At 67.5% G+C, this 19,903-nt stretch carries 22 protein-coding genes; 18 read left to right on the plus strand and 4 right to left on the minus strand.

All coding sequences use genetic code 11. The annotated features are described in order from the left end of the window. Positions 1-17: 17 nt before the first annotated feature. The 4 genes from C8261_RS08910 to C8261_RS08925 all read left to right on the plus strand — a co-directional run bounded on the left by C8261_RS08910 (position 18) and on the right by C8261_RS08925 (position 2,553). Positions 18-920 (plus strand): alpha/beta hydrolase family protein, encoded by a 903-nt coding sequence (locus C8261_RS08910; RefSeq protein WP_107493332.1) that lies wholly within the window; start codon positions 18-20, stop codon positions 918-920. Then, entirely contained in the window at positions 917-1,381 is a 465-nt protein-coding gene (locus C8261_RS08915) for a YaiI/YqxD family protein (protein ID WP_107493333.1), read from the plus strand. The genes C8261_RS08910 and C8261_RS08915 overlap by 4 nt, the downstream gene beginning before the upstream one ends. Positions 1,382-1,479: 98 nt before the next feature. Further along, entirely contained in the window at positions 1,480-2,160 is a 681-nt protein-coding gene (locus tag C8261_RS08920) for a hypothetical protein (RefSeq protein ID WP_107493334.1), read from the plus strand. 48 nt (positions 2,161-2,208) lie between these two features. After that, the gene (locus C8261_RS08925; protein ID WP_107493335.1) at positions 2,209-2,553 is read left to right on the plus strand and encodes a zinc ribbon domain-containing protein YjdM; all 345 of its coding nucleotides are present in this window, start codon (positions 2,209-2,211) and stop codon (positions 2,551-2,553) included. 7 nt (positions 2,554-2,560) lie between these two features. Here C8261_RS08925 and C8261_RS08930 read toward each other — a convergent pair whose 3' ends face one another. Both C8261_RS08930 and C8261_RS08935 read right to left on the minus strand, forming a co-directional pair. Next, complete coding sequence (locus C8261_RS08930) at positions 2,561-3,241, minus strand: DUF3334 family protein (protein ID WP_107493336.1); 681 nt, start codon at positions 3,239-3,241, stop codon at positions 2,561-2,563. A 326-nt stretch (positions 3,242-3,567) separates the two neighbouring features. After that, the gene (locus C8261_RS08935) at positions 3,568-4,461 is read right to left on the minus strand and encodes a cation transporter (protein WP_107493337.1); all 894 of its coding nucleotides are present in this window, start codon (positions 4,459-4,461) and stop codon (positions 3,568-3,570) included. A gap of 435 nt (positions 4,462-4,896) precedes the next feature. On the opposite strand from C8261_RS08935, the gene C8261_RS08940 reads away from it, so the two are divergent. Both C8261_RS08940 and C8261_RS08945 read left to right on the plus strand, forming a co-directional pair. After that, on the plus strand, positions 4,897-5,469 hold the full coding sequence (locus C8261_RS08940) for a lysozyme family protein (RefSeq protein WP_107493338.1): 573 nt from the start codon (positions 4,897-4,899) through the stop codon (positions 5,467-5,469). A gap of 44 nt (positions 5,470-5,513) precedes the next feature. After that, complete coding sequence (locus C8261_RS08945) at positions 5,514-6,236, plus strand: hypothetical protein (RefSeq protein ID WP_181358902.1); 723 nt, start codon at positions 5,514-5,516, stop codon at positions 6,234-6,236. A 6-nt stretch (positions 6,237-6,242) separates the two neighbouring features. On the opposite strand, the gene C8261_RS08950 is transcribed toward C8261_RS08945, so the two are convergent. Next, on the minus strand, positions 6,243-7,823 hold the full coding sequence (locus tag C8261_RS08950; RefSeq protein WP_235864886.1) for an ABC transporter permease: 1,581 nt from the start codon (positions 7,821-7,823) through the stop codon (positions 6,243-6,245). Positions 7,824-8,058: 235 nt separating this feature from the next. On the opposite strand from C8261_RS08950, the gene C8261_RS08955 reads away from it, so the two are divergent. The 12 genes from C8261_RS08955 to C8261_RS09010 all read left to right on the plus strand — a co-directional run bounded on the left by C8261_RS08955 (position 8,059) and on the right by C8261_RS09010 (position 18,419). Then, positions 8,059-9,183, plus strand: a complete 1,125-nt coding sequence (locus tag C8261_RS08955) for an ABC transporter ATP-binding protein (protein WP_107493341.1) — start codon at positions 8,059-8,061, stop codon at positions 9,181-9,183. Further along, positions 9,180-9,896, plus strand: coding sequence for a leucyl/phenylalanyl-tRNA--protein transferase (gene aat / locus C8261_RS08960; protein ID WP_107493342.1), 717 nt, complete (start codon positions 9,180-9,182; stop codon positions 9,894-9,896). The genes C8261_RS08955 and aat overlap by 4 nt, the downstream gene beginning before the upstream one ends. A gap of 11 nt (positions 9,897-9,907) precedes the next feature. Further along, positions 9,908-10,654: an arginyltransferase gene (locus tag C8261_RS08965; RefSeq protein WP_107493343.1), complete on the plus strand. Its 747-nt coding sequence runs from the start codon at positions 9,908-9,910 to the stop codon at positions 10,652-10,654. 47 nt (positions 10,655-10,701) lie between these two features. Beyond that, positions 10,702-11,727, plus strand: a complete 1,026-nt coding sequence (locus C8261_RS08970; protein WP_107493344.1) for a quinone-dependent dihydroorotate dehydrogenase — start codon at positions 10,702-10,704, stop codon at positions 11,725-11,727. Positions 11,728-11,838: 111 nt separating this feature from the next. Then, positions 11,839-12,423 (plus strand): electron transport complex subunit RsxA, encoded by a 585-nt coding sequence (gene rsxA, locus C8261_RS08975; protein ID WP_107493345.1) that lies wholly within the window; start codon positions 11,839-11,841, stop codon positions 12,421-12,423. 82 nt (positions 12,424-12,505) lie between these two features. Next, positions 12,506-13,057, plus strand: coding sequence for an electron transport complex subunit RsxB (gene rsxB / locus C8261_RS08980; RefSeq protein WP_107493346.1), 552 nt, complete (start codon positions 12,506-12,508; stop codon positions 13,055-13,057). Beyond that, positions 13,054-14,745 (plus strand): electron transport complex subunit RsxC, encoded by a 1,692-nt coding sequence (gene rsxC / locus C8261_RS08985; protein WP_107493347.1) that lies wholly within the window; start codon positions 13,054-13,056, stop codon positions 14,743-14,745. The genes rsxB and rsxC overlap by 4 nt, the downstream gene beginning before the upstream one ends. A gap of 17 nt (positions 14,746-14,762) precedes the next feature. Next, positions 14,763-15,767 (plus strand): RnfABCDGE type electron transport complex subunit D, encoded by a 1,005-nt coding sequence (locus C8261_RS08990; protein ID WP_107493348.1) that lies wholly within the window; start codon positions 14,763-14,765, stop codon positions 15,765-15,767. Continuing rightward, positions 15,764-16,438, plus strand: coding sequence for an RnfABCDGE type electron transport complex subunit G (locus tag C8261_RS08995; protein WP_107493349.1), 675 nt, complete (start codon positions 15,764-15,766; stop codon positions 16,436-16,438). The genes C8261_RS08990 and C8261_RS08995 overlap by 4 nt, the downstream gene beginning before the upstream one ends. 4 nt (positions 16,439-16,442) lie before the next feature. Beyond that, positions 16,443-17,147, plus strand: a complete 705-nt coding sequence (locus C8261_RS09000) for an electron transport complex subunit E (protein ID WP_107493350.1) — start codon at positions 16,443-16,445, stop codon at positions 17,145-17,147. Positions 17,148-17,346: 199 nt separating this feature from the next. Beyond that, entirely contained in the window at positions 17,347-17,979 is a 633-nt protein-coding gene (gene nth, locus C8261_RS09005) for an endonuclease III (protein WP_107493499.1), read from the plus strand. 14 nt (positions 17,980-17,993) lie between these two features. Then, positions 17,994-18,419, plus strand: coding sequence for a DUF1841 family protein (locus tag C8261_RS09010; protein ID WP_107493352.1), 426 nt, complete (start codon positions 17,994-17,996; stop codon positions 18,417-18,419). Positions 18,420-18,522: 103 nt separating this feature from the next. Here the strand turns inward: C8261_RS09010 and C8261_RS09015 are convergent, their stop codons facing one another. Then, positions 18,523-19,890: an HlyD family type I secretion periplasmic adaptor subunit gene (locus C8261_RS09015; protein ID WP_107493354.1), complete on the minus strand. Its 1,368-nt coding sequence runs from the start codon at positions 19,888-19,890 to the stop codon at positions 18,523-18,525. Positions 19,891-19,903 lie beyond the last annotated feature (13 nt).

The following is a 19,903-nucleotide window of genomic DNA, read 5'->3' on the forward strand; positions in this document are numbered from 1 at the left end:
TCGGGCACAGTACACCCATGACACCCGGCACCATCCTGCCCGCCGGCGCGGCACTCGCCGCCGCCCTCTTCCTTGCCTTCGACCGCCTGGTGCGGCGCGGGCTGGCCCCGGCACGCATTCCCCCCGATGAAACCCCGGCCGACCTCGGTCTCGACTACGCCGAGGTCGCCATCCCCACCGCCAATGACAAGCAGCTGCAAGGCTGGCTGGTCGGCATGGAAGACGGCATCAGCCGCCCGGCGGTGGTGCTGCTGCATGGCTGGGGCGGCAATGCCGCCACCCTGCTGCCGCTGCTGCAGCCGCTGGTCGACGGCGGCTTCGCCGTCCTGATGATCGATGCACGCTGCCACGGACGCAGCGACGAAGACCACTTCACCTCCTTGCCGCGCTTTGCCGAGGACCTCCACCATGCGGTGGACTGGCTGTATGCCCGCCACGCCCTGGCGCCCGGCAGCATCGCCGTGCTCGGCCACTCCGTCGGCGCCGGCGCCGCCCTGCTGGTGGCGTCGCAACGCGACGATCTCGCTGCCGCCATCAGTCTCTCTGCCTTCGCCCATCCCGCGGCGATGATGAAGCGCTTCCTCGCCGCCCACCGCGTCCCCTACCGCCCGCTGGGCTGGGCCGTGCTGCGCTACGTCGAGCGCGTCATCGGCCACCGTTTCGACGACATCGCCCCGCAGCACACCATCGCCCGCGCACGCTGCCCGGTGATGCTGGTCCACGGCGCCGATGACAGCACCGTGCCGGTGGCCGAAGCACACGCCATCCACGCCGCGCGCGGCGACGCGGCCGTTGCGCTGCACGTCATCGCGGGCAGCCATGACGAGTTCGGCAATGCCGCCGAGCGCGCCGCGGCCAGCGCCCGGGTGGTGGACTTCCTGCGCGCGGCAATGAACGCCGGGCGGCGTTGCGTCCGATGAAGATCTGGGTCGATGCCGACGCCTGTCCCGCGGCCATCAAGGAGATCCTCTTCCGCGCCGCGCGGCGCACCGGGATCGAGCTCACCCTGGTCGCCAACCAGATGCTGCGCACGCCCCCCTCGCCCTCGATAAGGGCCGTGCAGGTGCCCAGCGGCGCCGATGTCGCCGACCGCTGGATCATCGCAGCGTGCGCCGCCGGCGACCTTGTCATCACCGCCGACATTCCCCTCGCCGCCGAGGTCATCGCCCGCGGCGCACGGGTCATCGACCCACGCGGCGAGCAGATCGACGCCGGCACCATCGGCGAGCGCCTGGCGATGCGCAACTTCCTCGACCAGTTGCGCGGCAGCGGCGTCGACACCGGCGGCCCGGCGGCGTTCTCGGCCGCGGATGCAAAGGCCTTCGGCGCCCGCCTCGACGCCCTGCTCAGCCGCGAACTGGCCGCCCGTCGCCAGCGGTAACGCCTGCCGTGCCATTCGTCAGCCGCACATTGATGCCCAAGGCATACGCACATAGAATCCGCTGCAGCCACCCGCCGCGGCTTCCACCACCGAATCCGATGTCCAGCAGCCCCGTCCCCCTCCCCGCCGCCGACCGCAACCAGCTCAGACGGCGCCTGCACAGGCTCCACGGCCACATCGCGCACATGTACCTGAGCCCGACCGGGCATGTCGCGGTTGCCGCCGGATACCTGCTGTTCAACAGCGACCAGGCGCTGCTGCTGGGTTTCGTCGATACCAACGGCCATCGCGCCGCGGCCGACGCGGTACGGGACGATTACCAGCGCATCCGCCAGCTACCGCGCAGCACCCCGGTGGCCTGCTGCGCCCACCTTTCCCGCCTGCGCCTGCCCGCCCACGAAGTCGCCCGTCTCAACGATGCCCGCATCACCAGCGCCCACCGCGAACTGCGCGAGCTCTTCGACGATTTCGACGACTTTCCGCAACCGGCGCGGCTGGCCCTGTTCGACATGGTCTTCGCGCACAACGGCAAGATCCTCGCCCCCGCCCAGCCACCGCTGCGCGGCAGCATCGCAGCCGGCAACTGGCTCGCCGCGGCAGCCCACACCTGGCGTCCGGCCGCCGCCTGCAGCCACAGCCAGCGCTACGTCTCCAGGCTCTTCGCACAGGCGGCGCTGTACGACCATCACCAGCCGGGACGCGCGCGGCTGCGCCAGGGCGACGAGCGCTTGCGCCTGCAGGACGCCGGCAGCCTGCGGCGCAGCGACGGTTTGCGGTAACATCGTCGCCCCCGCCCACCGCCGGGCACCATCACCCCAGGACACCCCATGCCCGCCTTCCCGCCCTGCCCGCAATGCGCCAGGGACAACACCTACCCGGACGGCGAGCTTCTCGTCTGTGCCGACTGCGGCCATGAATGGCCGGCCGGCGCAACGGCCGAGGAACACGAGGACAGCGAACGCCGGGTCGTCGACGCCAACGGCAATGTGCTGCTCAGTGGCGATGCCGTGGTGCTGATCAAGGATCTCAAGGTCAAGGGTTCATCGACCACGCTCAAGGTCGGTACCCGCATCAAGAACATCCGCATCGTCGGCAGCGGCGACCACGAAGTGGACTGCCGCACGGATGCTGGCAATTTCATGCTCAAGGCCTGCTTCCTGCGCAAGGCCTGAGCTGCCGCTACATCCCCAGGGAACGCAGCAGCTCGTCGCTGTCGTCGGCCGCAGCCGAAGGCGCTGCCGCCTTGCCGCCACCAGCGTTGGCCTGCTCGATCAGCGCATCCGGATCGGGCACCTCCTGGCACTCGAAATCCTTCAGCTTGATGAACTCGGTGCGGTCCATCGCCAGTTCGAGGTAGAAGATGTTGCCGCGCCCGGTGTAGAAGGTCACCCGGCGCGCCTCCGGCTCGTCGAGGTTGGTATCCACGCTGAGCATCACCTGCTTGTTGAGGGCCAGCATCTTGGGCTGGTTCTGGGTGATGTGGGTATCGAGCTCGCGCGCCACCTTGCCGGTGAAATCGCCGACGATCTGGTTCATCAGCTCGCCCATGACGTTGCTGACCTCGTCCGAGGTGTGCGAGGTGGCAAGCTCGGCCTTCGCCATGCCCATCCCGAGCATGTAGCGCTCGTAGAGCTCCATCGCTGCGGCGGCCGAGAAGTTGATCACCACGAGACCGGAAAAGCCGCCGTCGAAAAGCACGAAGCAGCCGATATCGGGTTTCAGGCAGGTCTTGCTGATGCGCTGGACCATGCCCGAATAACGCAGCTCGCTGCCGGTGGACACGGTCAGCACCCTGCTCACCGAATCGCACAGGCTGCGCAGGATGTCCTCGGTTCCGAATACCGCTTCTTGTTCTGGCATGAGCCCCTCCCCTGTACGGATGATTTTTCCGAACACTGTTGATCGAATTACCCTGGAAACCACAACCGGACGCCTCCGCCGGCCCCTGCGCGGAAACCTCCGCGGCGGCCCGGAATCGTCCGGTTCATGCGCCCTTCAAGGGCGCAGCAAGCGGTGGACAGCGGTTTTCACGGTTATAACACAGCGGCAACGCCAGCTCGGAGTGTGTGAAGAAATCGTCGCCAGCGGGTCGAGGCAAGGCGCGCGGCTCATCAGCCAGATGGACGAGGGAGCGCGCACCGCGCAGTACCGCCAGCGGTACGCACAGTAGATCTGCGCACACACTCTCAGCGCAGGCGCAGAATCCTCACCGCGCCCAGCAGCACCACGACACCGATCAGCACGCCGACCACCCAGTCCGGCCAGGCGCTGCCGGTCCACGCCACCAGCGCGCCGGCGGCGATCACCCCGGCATTGGCTATGACGTCATTGGCCGAGAAGATGTAGCTCGCCCGCATGTGCGCGCCGCCATGACGATGACGGGCGATCAGCAGCAGGCAGGCGACATTGGCGAGCAGGGCCAGCAGCGCCACCGACATCATCCCCACGGCCTGCGGCTCGGCGCCCACCAGGATGCGCCGCCCCGTCTCCGTCAGCGCCCCCAGGGCCAGCAGCAACTGCAGCACCCCAGCCAGACGCGCCGCACCCAGCTTGTGATGGGCCGCGCGCCCCACCGCATACAAGGCCACCCCATACACCGCCGCATCGGCAAACATGTCCATGGCGTCGGCAAGCAGGCCGGCGGAGCGGGCCCAGATGCCGGCCACCAGTTCGATCGCGAACATCACCGCATTGATCGCCAGCAGCACCCACAGCACGCGCGCCTCGGCAGCATCATCGACCTGCGGCAATGCCCCCTGTGCGGCATCCAGCGCCTCGCTGGCAACGATCGCCGCACCGTAGCCGAGCGGCTCGAGTGCAGCCAGCACGGCCTCCGCAGCGCCGCGGTGATCGACCGTCAGCATGCGCGCCGGCAGATCGAAATGCAGCGCCGCCACCGGCACCGCCGTCAGCGCCATGCGCACCATCTGCTCTTCCGACGGGCAGTCCATGCCGGGAATGCGAAAGCGCGTGCGCAACTGCGGCAGCGCTTCGCCCAGGTCGACATGAACGGGCCCGGGCAGCCCGGCCGGTGCCGACGGCCGGCAGGCACATTCTCCACTGCAGGGTGTCTGCTGCATGGTTGATCCGTATGGTCTGTGAAAAGAGGGCCATGGCGCAGTCCGCGTTCACATCGGCGATCTTGCTTGCTGATTGATGGCTCACGACAGTGTACCGCTGCACGCCATATGGAGCTTTTTCCGCTGCTTCGCGGAGAAAGTCTGCTCCCTCCCCCTGAACGGGAAGGCACCTTCTATCAGCGCCTGGCCAGCTCCGATCTTCAAGCGCACGTGATGACGATCGATATGAATTTCTCACCAACAGCGCAACACGACACTGCAGGCAGCGCTGATTCCGCCGGCGTCTGACTGGGAGCCCCCGGCAATGGGCAGGCTCTGCCTTGCCAACTTGAGTGCCGCACCGCCGACCGTACTGCACTGGCACTGAGGGCCATAGCCCGTCATAATACCAAAAGAATATCCATTTCAAATTCATGCACACGGAGTCCTTATCTCATGCTGAGTGCCCACGAGAACGCCGTCCTGATGCGCAAGCTGGAGCGCTATGAGGGCCGCGTCCCGCACATGTACCTCGACGCCCGCGGTTACGTCACCGTTGGCGTTGGTCACTTGCTAGCCGACCTTGCTGCAGCCCAGAAGCTGGCGTTTGCAAGGGCGAACGGTTCGGCCGCAAGTGCGGACGATATTCGTGGGGATTTCGAAAGTCTGCTCACGCTCCCTGGCAACCGCCTCGCGGCCTATTACAGACCTCACGTACGGCTAACGCTCCCGGAGCAGGAAATTGATCGACTTACGACCGCCCACATCAGCAGCTTTCACCGCGAACTGCAGACGATCTATCCCGGATTTGACGGTTTTCCCACCCCGGCCAGACTTGCCCTTTTCGACCTGATCTTCAATGTCGGAGCAAGCAACCTGCGCACTGCATGGCCTTCACTGAACGCCGCGATCAGGGCGCGCGACTGGGCCGGTGCAGCAACGCACTCACGCCGCGCCCCACCCGTGTCCGCACAACGCAATCAGTACGTTCGAAACCTTTTCGAAGAAGCTGCAACAGTCACCCAATGAACGCTTGCATCTCGCTTTCCGCGCGCCCTGTTTGCACCCTCACCGTGATTGCCTTGCTGACCGGATGCAGCGCAAACACGCCCCTCCCGCCCCCACGTTCTGGTGTTGAGCCTGCAGTCGGCACGGGCTTCACCCTGCCGGCCCTGCTCGCCGTTCCTCCGCAGGCAGACAGCGCAGCCTCTGCGCACGATCTGCTCGACGCCGCCTGGTACGCCACTTTCGAACTGGCCCCGCAACGAACACCGGAAGCTGCCGCCCCCTACGCCACCTGCTCCGCCTACCTCGAACGGGCTCATGAGCAACTCGCGCCGGTTGACGAGAGCGCCGCCGCAGCCTTCATGGAGATCGCGGCGATGTGCGAGGCCACCGCGCTGATTGCCCAGGCGCGCCCGGCTGCGCACTCATGGATCGGCGACGCCGCCATCGACGAAGCGCTGCCCGTGCACCTGCCGGCGGAGTTCGCCCTGCGGGTGGCGGAGTCCGGGCGCATTCCCGCCGGTGATGAGCGCCGCTGGGCAGAGGTGGAGCCGGACATCAAGGGGCACCGCCTGACGGTCGACAGCGTGCGCTTCAGCCATCCTCACGGCATCCAGGAAATAGCCCTGGTGGCGCGCGCGGACTTCGACGGCGACGGCATCGAGGATCTCCTCCTGCTCTCCCGCGATTACGTCGACGCCGGCAGCTATGCCGCCTTCCGCCTCTTCCTGCTCACCCGCCTGGAGAACGGGGAACCCTACCGGACGATAAGGCTGTTCCCGCGCTCCTGAGCACGCTCAGGTCGTCGGTCGTTCGCCGCGCACGATCTGCCGTGAAATGATGAACATCGGCAGCAGCCCCACCACGACGATGGTCAATGCCGCGGTGGAGGCTTCGGCCAGACGTTCGTCGGCGGCCAGGGTGTGGGCCTGGGTGGCCAGGGTATCGAAGTTGAACGGGCGCATCACCAGCGTCGCCGGCAGTTCCTTCATGACGTCGACGAACACCAGCAGGCCGGCGGTGAGCAGGCTGCCGCGCAGGATGGGCACGTGCACGCGACCGAGGGTGAGCCACTTGCCGTAACCCAGGCTGCGCGCGGCGTCGTCCATGCTCGGGGTGATCTTGCCGAGACTGGATTCGACGGTGTGCAGGGCCACCGCCAGGAAGCGGCTGAGGTAGGCATACACCAGCGCGGCGATGCCGCCGGTGAGCAGCAGGCCGGGATTGACGCCGAAGCTCGCCTCCCACCAGGCGGCGAGCAGGTTGTCGAGGCGGGTTACCGGGATCAGGATGCCGACCGCGATCACCGAACCGGGCACTGCGTAGCCGAGCGCCACCACGCGGTTGAGGAACTCCGGCAGGCGCGAACGTGCCAGCCGCGCGGCGTAGGCAAGCAGCACCGCCAACACCACGGCAAGCACGGCGGTCACCGCCGCAAGCACGAAGCTGTTGCGCGCCAGTTGCACGAAGCGCGGGCCGAACTGGCTGTCGCCGACCTCGATGGCCATCTCCAGCAGCAGGTAGCCGGGAAGCAGGAAGCCGAAGAACAGCGGCAGGAAGCAGGCCAGCGCGGCCAGCGCGCCGCCCAGCGGCGACAGGCGCTTGCGCACCGGCCGCGGGGCGCTGCGCGAGGTGTTGTGGAAACGCGCGCGCCCGCGGCTGGCACGTTCGAGGAGCAGCACGAGAATGACGAAGGCAAGCAGCGAGGCCGACAACTGCGCCGCTGCGACACGGTCGCCGAGCGAGAACCAGGCGCGATAGATGCCGGTGGTGAAGGTCTGCACGCCGAAGTAAGACACCGTGCCGTAGTCCGCCAGCGTCTCCATCAGCGCCAGCGCAGTGCCCGCCACCACCGCCGGGCGGGCCAGCGGCAGCGAGACGCGGAAGAAACCGCCCCACGGCCCCAGCCCCAGTGAGCGGCCGGCCTCCAGCATGCCGCCGGCACGCTCCAGGAAGGCGGTGCGCACCAGCATGTAGACGTAGGGGTAGAGCACGAACATGAACATCGCCACCGCCCCGCCCACCGAGCGTACGTCCGGGAACCAGTAGTCGCCCCGCCGCCATTCGAAGGTTTCGCGCAGCCAGCTCTGCACCGGGCCGACGAACTGCAGGTAGTCGGTATATACGTAGGCCATGACGTAGGCCGGCATCGCCAGCGGCAGCACCAGCGCCCACTCGAAGAAGCGCCGCCCCGGAAAATCGTGCATGGTGGTCAGCCACGCCGTGGTGATGCCGATGCTCGCCACCCCGATGCCGACGCCGACGCAGAGGATGAGGGTATTGCGCACGAACTCGCCGAGCACGGTGTCGGCAAGGTGCGCCCAGGTATCCGAAGTGCCGCCGCTGAGGACGTTGGAGAACACCGACAGCACCGGCATGGCGATGGCCAGCGCGACCACCACCGCGATCAGCGTCAGCGTCGACCAGCGCCGCCCGATGCGTGCGCCCAGTGCCGCGCTGGCGTGCCTGAGGGCCTGTGTTGCGTTCATGAAGGGTCCGTTGCTTGCGGAAAGGGGTGGAGTACGCAGAAAATTATAATTGATCGCATTTGAGATTCCGCGGTGCAATAATCGCTTCCGTCACTTCCGCCGCCCGCACTCCTCAGGACAGCGCATGTCTCACCTGGAACTTGCCGACATCGACCTCGCCTTCGGCACCCACAGCGTGGTGCGCAAGCTCAGCCTGCGCCTGGAGAAGGGCCGCATCGGCTGCCTGCTGGGGCCTTCCGGCTGCGGCAAGACCACGGTACTGCGCTGCATCGCCGGTTTCGAACGCGTTGCCGGCGGCGAGGTCCGCCTCGACGGCGAGCTGGTCAGCAGCGCCGCGCTGCACACCCCCCCGGAACAGCGCCGCATCGGCATGGTGTTCCAGGACTACGCCCTCTTCCCCCACCTCACCGTGGCCGGCAACATCGCCTTCGGCCTGCGCGGCATGGCCGCACGCGAACGCGAAGCGCGGGTGGCCGAACTGCTGGCCATCGTCGGCCTCGCCGAACAGGGCGGCAAGTACCCCCACGAGATGTCCGGCGGCCAGCAGCAGCGTGTCGCGCTCGCCCGCGCGCTGGCACCGCGGCCGGCGCTGCTGCTGCTCGACGAGCCCTTCTCCAACCTCGATGTGGAACTGCGCGAACGCCTCTCCCACGAAGTCCGCGACATCATCAAGGCCACCGGCACCACGGCAGTGCTGGTCACCCACGACCAGCACGAGGCCTTTGCCGTTGCCGACGACATCGGCATCATGAACGAGGGCCGCATCCAGCAGTGGGACACGCCCTACAACCTCTATCACCGCCCGCGCAACCGCTTCGTCGCCGACTTCATCGGCCAGGGCGTGCTGCTCCCCGGCACCGTCCTCGACGACCGCCAGGTGCGCGTCGAACTGGGCACCCTGCACAGCGCCATTCCGGTCGAATGCGGCAGCGGTTGCCACAACTGCGCGCGCGGGTGCACGGTGGACGTGCTGCTGCGCCCCGACGACATCGTCCATGACGACGCCAGCACGCTCAAGGCACGGGTGGTCAAGAAGGCCTTCCGCGGCGCCGACATCCTGTACACCCTGGCGCTGCCCAGCGGCACCCGCGTGCTGTCGCTGGTGCCCAGCCACCACAACCACGCCATCGGCGAGAACATCGGCATCCGTCTCGACGTCGACCATGTGGTGACCTTCCACGACGACAGCAGCGAGGCCCTGCTCGCCGAGGCCGGCAGCGCGCCCGCGCTGGTGCAGATCCGCGCATGATCCCCTGGCTGACCGACCGGCCGGCCTTTCCCCCGCTCACCCAGGCGCTCGCCAACCCGCCCGGCCTGCTCGCCGCCGGTGGCGCGCTCGACCCCGAATGGCTGCTGGCAGCCTACCGGCGCGGCATCTTTCCATGGTTCAGCGCCGGCGAACCCATCCTGTGGTGGAGCCCGGACCCGCGCCTGGTGCTGCGCCCGGAGGAGATCCGCATCACCCGCTCGCTGCGCCGCACGCTGCGCCAGCGGCGCTTCGAGGTGCGCTTCGACACCGCCTTCGATGCGGTCATGGCCGCCTGCGCCGCCCCCCGCGAACCCGGCGGCGGCACCTGGATCACCGCCGAGATGCAGGCTGCCTACTGCCGGATGCACGAACTGGGCTACGCCCACAGTGTCGAAAGCTGGCAGGACGACCGCCTCGTCGGCGGGCTGTACGGCATCGCACTGGGGCAGGCCTTCTTCGGCGAATCGATGTTCAGCCGCGTCAGTGATGCCTCCAAGGTCGCCCTCGCCCATCTCGCGCGCTTTCTTGAGAGCCGGGGATACGCCGTGATAGATTGCCAGATGACCACCCCGCACCTGCTCTCCATGGGTGCCCGCGAGATGCCGCGCGCCGACTTTGCCGCCGGCCTCGCGCACTGGACCCAGGCCGGCGCCGCGCCGCAGCGCTGGCCCGCCGGTGCGGGCGCCGCCATCGACTGGGGGAGCGGCCGCTGAGCCGACACGCAATGCAGCACGACTATCCTTACGGGCTGATCCAGTTCTACGCCACCGCGCCCTATCCGTGCTCCTACCTGCCCGACCGCCAGGCACGCTCGCAGGTGGCCACCCCCGGCCATCTCATCGACCCCTACGTGTACAGCGAACTGGTGCGCAGCGGCTTCCGCCGCTCCGGCACCTTCACCTACCGCCCGCACTGCGACAACTGCCGGGCCTGCGTGCCGGTGCGCATCGACGTCCGCCAGTTCGTCCCCGACCGCAGCCAGCGCCGCGCGCGCACGCGCCACGCCGCGCTGCAGGCGCGCGAATGCGCGCTGGGCTTCCACGAAGAGCACTACGCCCTCTACCAGCGCTACCAGAACGTGCGCCACGCCGGCGGCGGCATGGACCAGGACAGCCGCGAGCAATACACCCACTTCCTGCTGCAGAGCCACGTCGACACCCGTCTGGTGGAATTCCGCGAACGCGGCATGCTGCGCATGGTGAGCGTCATCGACCGCCTCACCGACGGCCTCTCCAGCGTCTACACCTTCTTCGATCCGGCGCTGCCGCACTGCAGCTTCGGCACCTACGGCATCCTCTGGCAGATCGACACCTGCCGCCGCCTGCAGCTGCCCTACCTCTATCTCGGCTACTGGATCGCAGAGAGTCCCAAGATGGCCTACAAGGCCCGCTTTGCGGCCCTGCAGGGGCGCATCGACGGTGACTGGCGGGCGCTGCCGGCCTCTTCCGGAAGTCTTACGCCGCAGGGCTGAAGGCGACGGCTGCGCCAAGCCGTCGCCGAAGCGGTAGAATCCGCGCCATGCTCTACGACCTCGCCCGCCCGCTGCTGTTTTCGCTCGACGCCGAAACCGCCCACGAATTCACCCTTGCCACACTCAATGTCGCCGGCCGCGTGCTGCCCCGCGGCAAGCCGCTGGCCGCCGAGCCGGTGCGCGTGATGGGGCTGGATTTTCCCAACCGCGTCGGCCTGGCCGCCGGGCTCGACAAGAATGGCGAGGCCATCGACGGGCTCGCGCGCATGGGTTTCGGCTTTCTCGAAATCGGCACCGTGACGCCGCGGCCGCAGCCGGGCAATCCGCGCCCGCGGCTGTTCCGCCTGCCCGAAGTGCGCGGCATCATCAACCGCATGGGGTTCAACAACCACGGCGTGGACGTGCTGGTGGCCAACGTCAGGGCGGCAAAATACCGCGGCATCCTCGGCATCAACATCGGCAAGAACTTCGATACCGCGATCGAGCGCGCCGCCGACGACTACCTTGCCTGCCTCGACAAGGTCTATGCGCTGGCAAGCTACGTCACCGTCAATATCTCCTCGCCGAACACCGCCAACCTGCGCCAGCTGCAGGGCGAGTCCGAACTCGACGACCTCCTCGGCCGCCTCAAGGCCAGCCAGGAGCGACTGGCCGACCAGCACGGCCGCTACGTCCCGCTGGTGCTGAAGATCGCGCCCGATCTCGACGATGCGCAGGTCACCAACATCGCCGACGCCCTGCGCCGCCATCGCATCGACGGCGTGATCGCCACCAACACGACGATCTCGCGCGACAAGGTGCAGGGCGTGCGCTATGCCGAACAGCAGGGCGGTCTGTCCGGCGCGCCGGTGTTCGAGGCCTCCACCGCGGTGGTCGCCAAACTGGTGCGCGCGCTCGCCGGCGAACTGCCGGTGATCGCCGCCGGCGGCATCACCGATGCGCGCAGCGCACGCGCCAAGCTCGACGCCGGCGCCGCGCTGGTGCAGCTATACAGCGGCCTGATCTACCGCGGCCCGGGGCTGGTGGGCGAGTGCGTGCGTGCCACCGACGACGGTCGTGGCACAACAGCATAGAACCGGCAATCATATGTCCATGTCGCCGGCGGGCTTGAGCCCCGCCGCAGGGCGGGGGATAATCCCGCGATTCCAAGCAGTGGCGCTTCGCTCGCGGAGCATCGGCCAGACATGAGCAGCTACATCTTCGTCGTCATCGGCGCGGTTCTCGTCAACAATGTGGTGTTCATCCGCATTCTTGGCCTGTGCCCCTTCATGGGCGTCTCCAAGAAGCTCGAAACCGCCGTCGGCATGGGCGCGGCGACCACCTTCGTGCTCACCCTCGGCGCCGGCACCAGCTACCTGATCGACCACTACCTGCTGCAGCCCTTCGATCTGGCCTACCTGCGCACCCTGTCCTTCATCGTGGTGATCGCCGCCATCGTCCAGTTCACCGAGCTGGTGATCCAGAAGACCAGCCCGCTGCTGCACCAGGTGCTGGGCATCTACCTGCCGCTGATCACCACCAACTGCGCCGTGCTCGGCGTGCCGCTGCTCAACGTCGGCCTCAACCACAACCTGCTCGAAGCCCTGCTGTTCGGCTTCGGCTCCTCGCTCGGTTTCACCATGGCGCTGGTGCTGTTCGCCGGCATCCGCGAGCGCCTCGACGGCGCCGACGTACCGCTGCCCTTCAAGGGTACCGCCATCGCCATGATCACCGCCGGCTTCATGAGTCTCGCCTTCATGGGCTTCGCCGGACTGGACCGCTTCCATTGACCGCCGGCAACAGCGCGGCACACAACAACCATAGCGGCCAGCGCCCGCCTTTCAACCCCTTGCCCCGACCCCACCCCAACGCATGCTGACTGCCCTCCTGATCATGGCCGGAATCGCCGTCGTGCTCGGTGCGGCGCTCGGCTATGCCTCGATCCGCTTCAAGGTCGAAGGCGACCCGCTGGTCGAGAAGATCGACGCCATCCTGCCGCAGACCCAGTGCGGCCAGTGCGGCTACCCCGGCTGCAAGCCCTATGCGCAGGCAGTGGCCAACGGCGAGGCCGACATCAACCAGTGCCCGCCGGGCGGCGAGGAAGGCATCCGCAAGCTCGCCGACCTCCTCGGCCGCGAGTTCAAGCCGCTCTCCGAAGAGCACGGAGTGGAGAAGCCCAAGTCGGTGGCCTTCATCGACGAGCAGACCTGCATCGGCTGCACGCTGTGCATCCAGGCCTGCCCGGTGGATGCCATCGTCGGCGCCGCCAAGCAGATGCACACCGTGGTCGAGCCCCTGTGCACCGGCTGCGAGCTGTGCGTGGCCCCCTGCCCGGTGGACTGCATCACCATGGAGCCGGTCGCCGAGACGGTGGAGACCTGGAAGTGGAAGTACCCGGTGGTGGAAATCAGGAAGGCCTCATGAGCGTTCGTCTGTTCAGTTTCCACGGCGGCGTCAAGACCGACGGCCACAAGCACGAATCCTGCGGCACGCCGATCCGCTCCGCGCCCTTGCCCGGCAGGCTGGTCGTCCCCCTGCGCCAGAGTGCGCGCGCGGCCTCCGAATGCCTCGTCGTGGCGGGCCAGAAGGTGTTCAAGGGCGAGCGCATCGGCGCACCGGTGGGCGTGCTCGGCACCGCCGTGCATGCGCCCACCTCGGGCACCGTGGTGGCAATCGGCGACCACCTCATGCCCCACCCCTCCGGGCTCAGCACGCTGGCGGTGGAGATCGAGCCCGACGGCGAGGAACGCTGGATCGAGCACGCACCTTTCGACTGGCAACAGAGCTCGCGCGCCGAAGCCCTCGCCCACCTGCGCGACTGCGGCCTCGTCGGCCTCGGCGGTGCGACCTTCCCCAGTCACGTCAAGCTCGGCACCGGCAGCGGCATCCACACCCTGATCCTCAACGGCGCCGAATGCGAGCCGTGGATCACCTGCGACGACCGCCTGATGCGCGAACGCGCCGCCGACATCCTCGTCGGCGCCCGCATCCTGCGCCACCTGATCGGCGCCGAGCGCCTGCTGATCGGCATCGAGGACAACAAACCGGAAGCCATCGCCGCGATGCGCAGCGCCTGCGCCGCACTGCCCGGCGCCGAGGTGGTGGTGATCCCGGCGGTGTACCCGGCCGGCGGCGAGAAGCAGCTCATCCGCACCCTCACCGGCATCGAGATCCCCTACGGCCGCCTCGGCGGCGAATTCGGCGTGCAGTGCTTCAACGTCGGCACCGCACATGCGGTGTACCGGGCGATGGAACATGGCGAACCACTGATCAGCCGCATCGTCACCCTCACCGGCAACGTCGACCAGCCCGGCAACTTCGAGGTCCTGATCGGCACGCCGGTTGAAGACCTGCTCGCCCTCGCCGGCCCGCGCCGCGCCGATACCGACCGCATCATCATGGGCGGGCCGATGATGGGCTTCGCCCTCCCCGACCTCCATGTACCGGTGGTGAAGGCCAGCAACTGCCTGATCTCCGCATCGCAGAAGCTCTTCCCCAGCGCCCCGCCGGAACAGGCCTGCATCCGCTGCGGCAGCTGCGCGCGCGCCTGCCCCGCGGAGCTGCAACCCTTCGAGATGTACTGGCACGCGCGTGCGAAGAACTTCGGCAAGGCGCAGGAATACCACCTCTTCGACTGCATCGAGTGCGGCTGCTGCAGCTACGTGTGCCCCTCGCACATCCCGCTGGTCGATTACTTCCGCTTCGCCAAGAGCGAGATCTGGGCGCGCGAACGCGACAAGAACGCCGCCGACCAGGCCCGCGAGCGCTTCGAGTTCCGCAACTGGCGGCAGGAACGCGAAAAAGAGGAGAAGGCCGCCAAGCTCGCCGCCAAGGCCGCCGAGACGCGCGCCAAGCTCGCCGAAGGTGGCGAGGCCAGCGACAGCCCCGCAGCAGCCGCCGCGGAAGACCCCAAGAAGGCCCTCGTCGCCGCCGCACTGGCCCGCGCCAAGGCACAGAAGGCTGCGGTGGCGCCAAAGAACACCGAAGGGCTGAGCAGCGAGAAGCAGGCCGAGATCGACGAGATCGAGCGCCGCCGCCGCGAACTCGGCCTCGACGCCCCGCCGTCGGCCGCCGACGACGCCCCCCAAAAAACCGAGGCGCGCGACGCCTGAGCGCCCGAGCCGACGCGATGATCCATTCCCCCTACATCCGCAAGCAGGCCAGCGTCCGCCAGGTGATGTTCACCGTGCTGCTGGCCCTCCTCCCCGGCATCGCCGCCTACGTCTGGCAGGTCGGCGCCGGCATCCTGGTCAACCTCGCCATCGCCACCCTCACCGCGCTCGCCGCCGAGGCCCTCGTCCTGCGTCTGCGCAAGCGCCCCATCGGCACCAGCCTGGGCGACCTCTCGGCGGTGGTGACGGCATGGCTGGTGGCACTGTGCTTTCCCACCATCGTGCCGTGGTGGGTCACCGTCATCGCCGTGCTGGTGGCCATCATCGCCGTCAAGCACCTCTACGGCGGGCTCGGGCAGAACCCCTTCAATCCGGCAATGGTGGCCTACTGCACGATGATCATCGCCTATCCCGCGCTGATGTCGCAGTGGCCGCCTGCCGGCGAGCTCGATTTCGCCACCCAGCTCGACCTCATCCTCGGCGGCGCACGCGACCTTGACGCCATCACCGGCGCCACCGCGCTGGACGCCCTGCGCACCGGTCTGCGCGTCGGCGAGGCCGACGTCGCCACCCTGCTCAAGCAGGACAGCTTCGGCGCCGTCGGCGGACGCGGCTGGGAATGGGTCGGCCTCGGCTACCTGCTCGGCGGCCTCTTCCTGCTTGCCCGCCGGGTCATCACCTGGCACATGCCGGTGGCCTTCATCGCCGCCCTGGCCGCCACCGCGGCCGTATTCTGGGTGGCCAGCCCCGGCCAGTTCGCCTCGCCGCTCTTCCACCTCGCCAGCGGCGGCGCCATGCTGGCGGCCTTCTTCATCGTCACCGACCCCGTTTCGGGGGCCACCACGCCGCGCGGCAAACTCATCTTCGCCGCCGGCGTCGGCGTTCTCGCCTATCTCATCCGCAACTTCGGCGCCTATCCCGAGGGCATCGCCTTCGCGGTGCTGCTGATGAACATGTGCGTGCCGCTGATCGACATGAAGACCCAGCCGCGCGTCTTCGGCCACCGCGGGGACAAGCCATGAACGCCCGCTATACCGCCGCGCGCACCTCGCTGCGCACCGCCGCCATCATGCTGGTGTTCAGCCTGCTGTTCACCGCCGCCATGGCCTTCACCTACACCCTTACCCGCCCGGCCATCGAAGCCTCCGAACTGGCCGAGAAGATGCGCCTGATCAACGAAGTGCTGCCCGCCGGCAGCTACGACAACGACCTCCTCGGCGACGTCCTCCACCTCGGGCCCACGCCCGAGCTGGGGCTCAGCCGCGGCGGCGCGGTGTACCGCGCACGCCGTAACGGCGAGGCAGTGGCCCTGCTGATCGAGGCCGAAGCCGCCGACGGCTACGCCGGGCGCATCCAGCTGGTGCTGGCGGTGGACACCGACGGCCGCGTCTCCGGCGTACGCGTCACCGCCCACAAGGAAACCCCCGGCCTCGGCGACTACATCGACCCGCAGAAGGACCGCAACAAGGAACGCCCGTGGATCGGCCAGTTTGCCGGCATCACCCACGACCAGGTCGATCCCGCAGTATGGAAGGTCAAGCGTGACGGCGGCGTCTTCGACGCCCGTGCCGGCGCCACCATCAGCGCCCGTGCCGTCACCAACGCCACCGGGCGCGCACTGCGCTGGGCCGTTGCCCACCGCGACGCACTGTTCGCCGCCGAAACCGGCAGCACCCTGCCCCCCCAGGAGTAAGGCCATGGACATGCAGAAATTCCGCGACAACGCCTGGAACGGCCTGTGGAAGCAGAACCCCGGCCTGGTCCAGTTGCTCGGCCTGTGCCCCATCCTCGCCATCAGCACCAGCATGGTCAATGCGGTCAGCCTCGGCCTGGCCACCATCCTTGTGATGGCGGTGGCCAACCTCGCGGTGGCCAGCCTGCGCAACTTCATTCCCTACGAAATCCGCATCCCGGTGTTCATCCTCATCATCGCCGCGCTGGTGACCATGGTGGATCTGGCCTTCAACGCCTACTTCCACAGCCTCTACCTGGTGCTGGGGATCTTCATTCCGCTGATCGTCACCAACTGCATCGTCCTCGCCCGCGTCGAAGCCTACGCCGCCAAGAACGACCCCCTCAGCTCCACCCTCGACGGCGTCATGATGGGCATCGGCCTGGTCTGGGTGCTCGCCGTCCTCGGCGGACTGCGCGAACTGCTCGGCAGCGGCACGCTGTTCGCCGGCATCGACATGATCATCCCCAGCCTCAGCGCCGTACAGGTGTTCGGCGACGACTACCCCGGCTTCCTCATCGCCATCCTGCCGCCCGGCGCCTTCTTCGTCTTCGGCCTGATGATCGCCGCGTTTAACTGGCTCAACCAGCGCAGCGCAGCACGCCAGCGCGCCCAGCCGCAAGCCGTCGCCCAAGACAAGCCTGGCGAAGAACAACCGGCCGTCGCGTAACCTGGATGAAGCGCAGCGCAATCCGGGAGAGCCTTCCCGCCAACCACCAGCCGTCCCGGATTCCACTTCCTTCAACCGACCATCACGTAGCCCGGATGAAGCGCAGCGCAATCCGGGAAAACGTTCCCGCCGACCACCAGCCGTCCCGGATTCCACTTCGTTACATCCGGGCTACGTTTATTGCGGCCGCCCTGCGATGATGAAGCGCGAGGCCATCCGCGAGTTCTTCCGCCGCCTGGCGGAGGCCAACCCCCATCCCACCACCGAACTGGAATATGGCTCGCCCTACCAGTTGCTGGTGGCGGTGGTGCTCTCCGCACAGGCCACCGACAAGAGCGTCAACCTCGCCACCCGCAGACTGTTCGCCGCCGCCCCAACGCCGGAGGCGATGATCACCCTGGGCGAGGACAGCGTCGCCGAACACATCAAGACCATTGGCCTGTTCCGCAACAAGGCGAAGAACACCGTGAGCCTGTCACGCCAGTTGCTGGAACGCCACGGCGGCGAGGTGCCGCACAACCGCGCCGCGCTCGAAGCCCTGCCCGGCGTCGGCCGCAAGACTGCCAACGTGGTGCTCAACACGGTCTTCGGCGACCCGGTCATGGCGGTGGACACCCACATCTTCCGCCTCTCCAACCGCAGCGGGCTGGCGCCGGGCAAGGACGTGCTGGCGGTCGAACAGGCGCTGATGCGCCGCGTACCCAAGGACTACCTGAAGGACGCCCATCACTGGCTGATCCTGCACGGGCGCTATGTGTGCACCGCGCGCAAACCGCTGTGCGGCGCCTGCCTCGTGCGCGATCTGTGCACATTCCGCGACAAGACCGACTGAAGCCCGGAGACCCCATGTTCAATCCCTCGCGCGAGCAGGTGCGCAACTTCTTCATCGCCGCCTGGCGCAAGCAGCACGCCAGCGAAGCCCTGACCGCCATGGAAAGCATGGCGGTGGACATCATCAGCCTGCACCCGGAATACCACCCCATGCTGGAAGACCCGGAGGCCGTGGCGCGCGAGTTCAGCCCGGACGACGGCCAGGTGAACCCCTTCTTGCACCTGTCGCTGCATCTGGCCATCGAAGAACAACTCTCCATCGACCAGCCCCCCGGCATCCGCGCCGCAGTGGCCACCCTGCAACTCGCCCGCGGCAACCGCCACGACGCGCTGCACGAAGTGCTCGAATGCCTTGGCGAAACGGTGTTCAACGCCCAGCGCAACAACGCCCCGCCGGACGGCGCAGCCTACCTGGAATGCGTGCGCCGACGCGGCGGCTGACAGGACCCGCCGCGCACCGCCTTCACGAAGTCAGTCGTTGGTCGGCTTTTGAATACCTTGCAAGCATTCGCCCCGAGCCTTCGATTAAGCTCAGAACAGGCTCTCATCGCTCACGCCCAGCCTCATGCCAGGCTTTCTGGATCGGCGAGAGCAGATACTCGATCACCGTACGCCGACCCAGGACGACCTCGGCTGAGCTGTGCATGCCTGGGGCAAGCGAGTAGCGCTGCCCATCCAGCTCCAGTGACGACTGGTCCAGTGAAACCAGCGCCCGGTAGCGCATCGGTTGCCCCCCAACGGTAGCCTGACCGCGTTCGCGCGCTTCCTCCTCGCTCTGGGCGTCTGCACTGACGAGTTCCACCACGCCCGTACCCATGCCGTACTTCTGGAACCGATATGTAGCAAACTTGAGTTTCACGGGTTGCCCTGGGCGGACGAATCCGATGTCCTCGTTCGATAGCCAAACCTCTGCTTTCAAGGTCTCGTTTTCTGGCACCAGGGTTGCCAGAACCGTTCCCGGTTGGACAACAGTACCGGTCGTGTGTGTGGCGAGATCCTTGATCACGCCGTCCTGAGGCGCCCGCAGCTCGGCAAGACTGCGGCGGTGGACCTGTTTGACGAGCTCCTGCGCAAGGCGGTCGAGGACACCTTGAACCTCGTGTCGCTCGGCATGAAGCGCGCGCAGGTAGTCAGCACGAATCTGTGTGAGCTTCTCGCGTGACTGTCTGATGCTCGCCTCGGCCGAGGCGATGAGGTGCTCCTGGGTCGCCAGCTCCTGCTCGCGTTCTATACGCTCACGGCGCTTGTCGCCTGCCATCAGCACGCCCGCGAAGCCCTCGGCGACCAGACGATCGAATGCCGCCTCCTGCTCCCGGTAGATCGGCAGGATCGCCTGTAGCCTCGTGCGCTGCTGCAGCGCTGCGCCCTTCTCACGTTCTGTCCGGGTCAGGCGGGCGCCTTCCTCGGACAGGGCTGCCGCCAGCGCGTCCCGATTTGCCTCGAACTGTCTCAATGCCTCGCTGAACACAGCGTGTGGCAGATCGTCGACAGGAATGAAGTCCTTGCCACCGATTTCCGCATCAATGCGCGCCAACTGGGCGCGTTTGCGCGCCATGTCGGTGGTTACGGCCTCAAGGTCGGCGTCCATCGCAAGTGTATCCATGCGCATGAGTACCTGCCCCAAGCCGACTCGCTCTCCCTCGCGGACAACAATCTCTCGCACGATTCCGGCTTCCGAGGGTTGCACTATCTGCAGGTAGCTCGCAGGCACCAAGCGTCCCTCCGCCACTGCGATGATATCGAGCTTCCCGGTCATCGCCCAGATCAGCAGGAAGCCGATCAGCCCGACCAAGGTCCACAGGATCTTTCTTCCCAGCGGATTTGGGGCGGTATCCTGGAGACGGATCAGCGGCGGGTGAAAACGTTGGTAGCCCAGTTCTCCGTCAGCATTCTTGGTAGTGTGCGTCGTCATTGTGTCGAATTTG

The sequence above is a fragment of the Pseudothauera lacus genome (assembly GCF_003034845.1).
GTDB classification, from domain to species: domain Bacteria; phylum Pseudomonadota; class Gammaproteobacteria; order Burkholderiales; family Rhodocyclaceae; genus Pseudothauera; species Pseudothauera lacus.

Bases quoted from the DNA above. Each gene is read 5' to 3' on its own strand.
- C8261_RS08965 (WP_107493343.1), top strand. From the start codon at position 9,908: ATGCAGCACGACTATCCTTACGGGCTGATCCAGTTCTACGCCACCGCG.
- nth (WP_107493499.1), top strand. From the start codon at position 17,347: ATGAAGCGCGAGGCCATCCGCGAGTTCTTCCGCCGCCTGGCGGAGGCC.
- C8261_RS09000 (WP_107493350.1), top strand. From the start codon at position 16,443: ATGGACATGCAGAAATTCCGCGACAACGCCTGGAACGGCCTGTGGAAG.
- C8261_RS08910 (WP_107493332.1), top strand. From the start codon at position 18: ATGACACCCGGCACCATCCTGCCCGCCGGCGCGGCACTCGCCGCCGCC.
- C8261_RS09015 (WP_107493354.1), bottom strand. From the start codon at position 19,890: ATGACGACGCACACTACCAAGAATGCTGACGGAGAACTGGGCTACCAA.
- C8261_RS08990 (WP_107493348.1), top strand. From the start codon at position 14,763: ATGATCCATTCCCCCTACATCCGCAAGCAGGCCAGCGTCCGCCAGGTG.
- C8261_RS09010 (WP_107493352.1), top strand. From the start codon at position 17,994: ATGTTCAATCCCTCGCGCGAGCAGGTGCGCAACTTCTTCATCGCCGCC.
- C8261_RS08920 (WP_107493334.1), top strand. From the start codon at position 1,480: ATGTCCAGCAGCCCCGTCCCCCTCCCCGCCGCCGACCGCAACCAGCTC.
- rsxB (WP_107493346.1), top strand. From the start codon at position 12,506: ATGCTGACTGCCCTCCTGATCATGGCCGGAATCGCCGTCGTGCTCGGT.
- rsxA (WP_107493345.1), top strand. From the start codon at position 11,839: ATGAGCAGCTACATCTTCGTCGTCATCGGCGCGGTTCTCGTCAACAAT.
- C8261_RS08950 (WP_235864886.1), bottom strand. From the start codon at position 7,823: ATGCCGGTGCTGTCGGTGTTCTCCAACGTCCTCAGCGGCGGCACTTCG.
- aat (WP_107493342.1), top strand. From the start codon at position 9,180: ATGATCCCCTGGCTGACCGACCGGCCGGCCTTTCCCCCGCTCACCCAG.
- C8261_RS08995 (WP_107493349.1), top strand. From the start codon at position 15,764: ATGAACGCCCGCTATACCGCCGCGCGCACCTCGCTGCGCACCGCCGCC.
- C8261_RS08955 (WP_107493341.1), top strand. From the start codon at position 8,059: ATGTCTCACCTGGAACTTGCCGACATCGACCTCGCCTTCGGCACCCAC.
- rsxC (WP_107493347.1), top strand. From the start codon at position 13,054: ATGAGCGTTCGTCTGTTCAGTTTCCACGGCGGCGTCAAGACCGACGGC.
- C8261_RS08925 (WP_107493335.1), top strand. From the start codon at position 2,209: ATGCCCGCCTTCCCGCCCTGCCCGCAATGCGCCAGGGACAACACCTAC.
- C8261_RS08935 (WP_107493337.1), bottom strand. From the start codon at position 4,461: ATGCAGCAGACACCCTGCAGTGGAGAATGTGCCTGCCGGCCGTCGGCA.
- C8261_RS08930 (WP_107493336.1), bottom strand. From the start codon at position 3,241: ATGCCAGAACAAGAAGCGGTATTCGGAACCGAGGACATCCTGCGCAGC.
- C8261_RS08970 (WP_107493344.1), top strand. From the start codon at position 10,702: ATGCTCTACGACCTCGCCCGCCCGCTGCTGTTTTCGCTCGACGCCGAA.
- C8261_RS08915 (WP_107493333.1), top strand. From the start codon at position 917: ATGAAGATCTGGGTCGATGCCGACGCCTGTCCCGCGGCCATCAAGGAG.
- C8261_RS08940 (WP_107493338.1), top strand. From the start codon at position 4,897: ATGCTGAGTGCCCACGAGAACGCCGTCCTGATGCGCAAGCTGGAGCGC.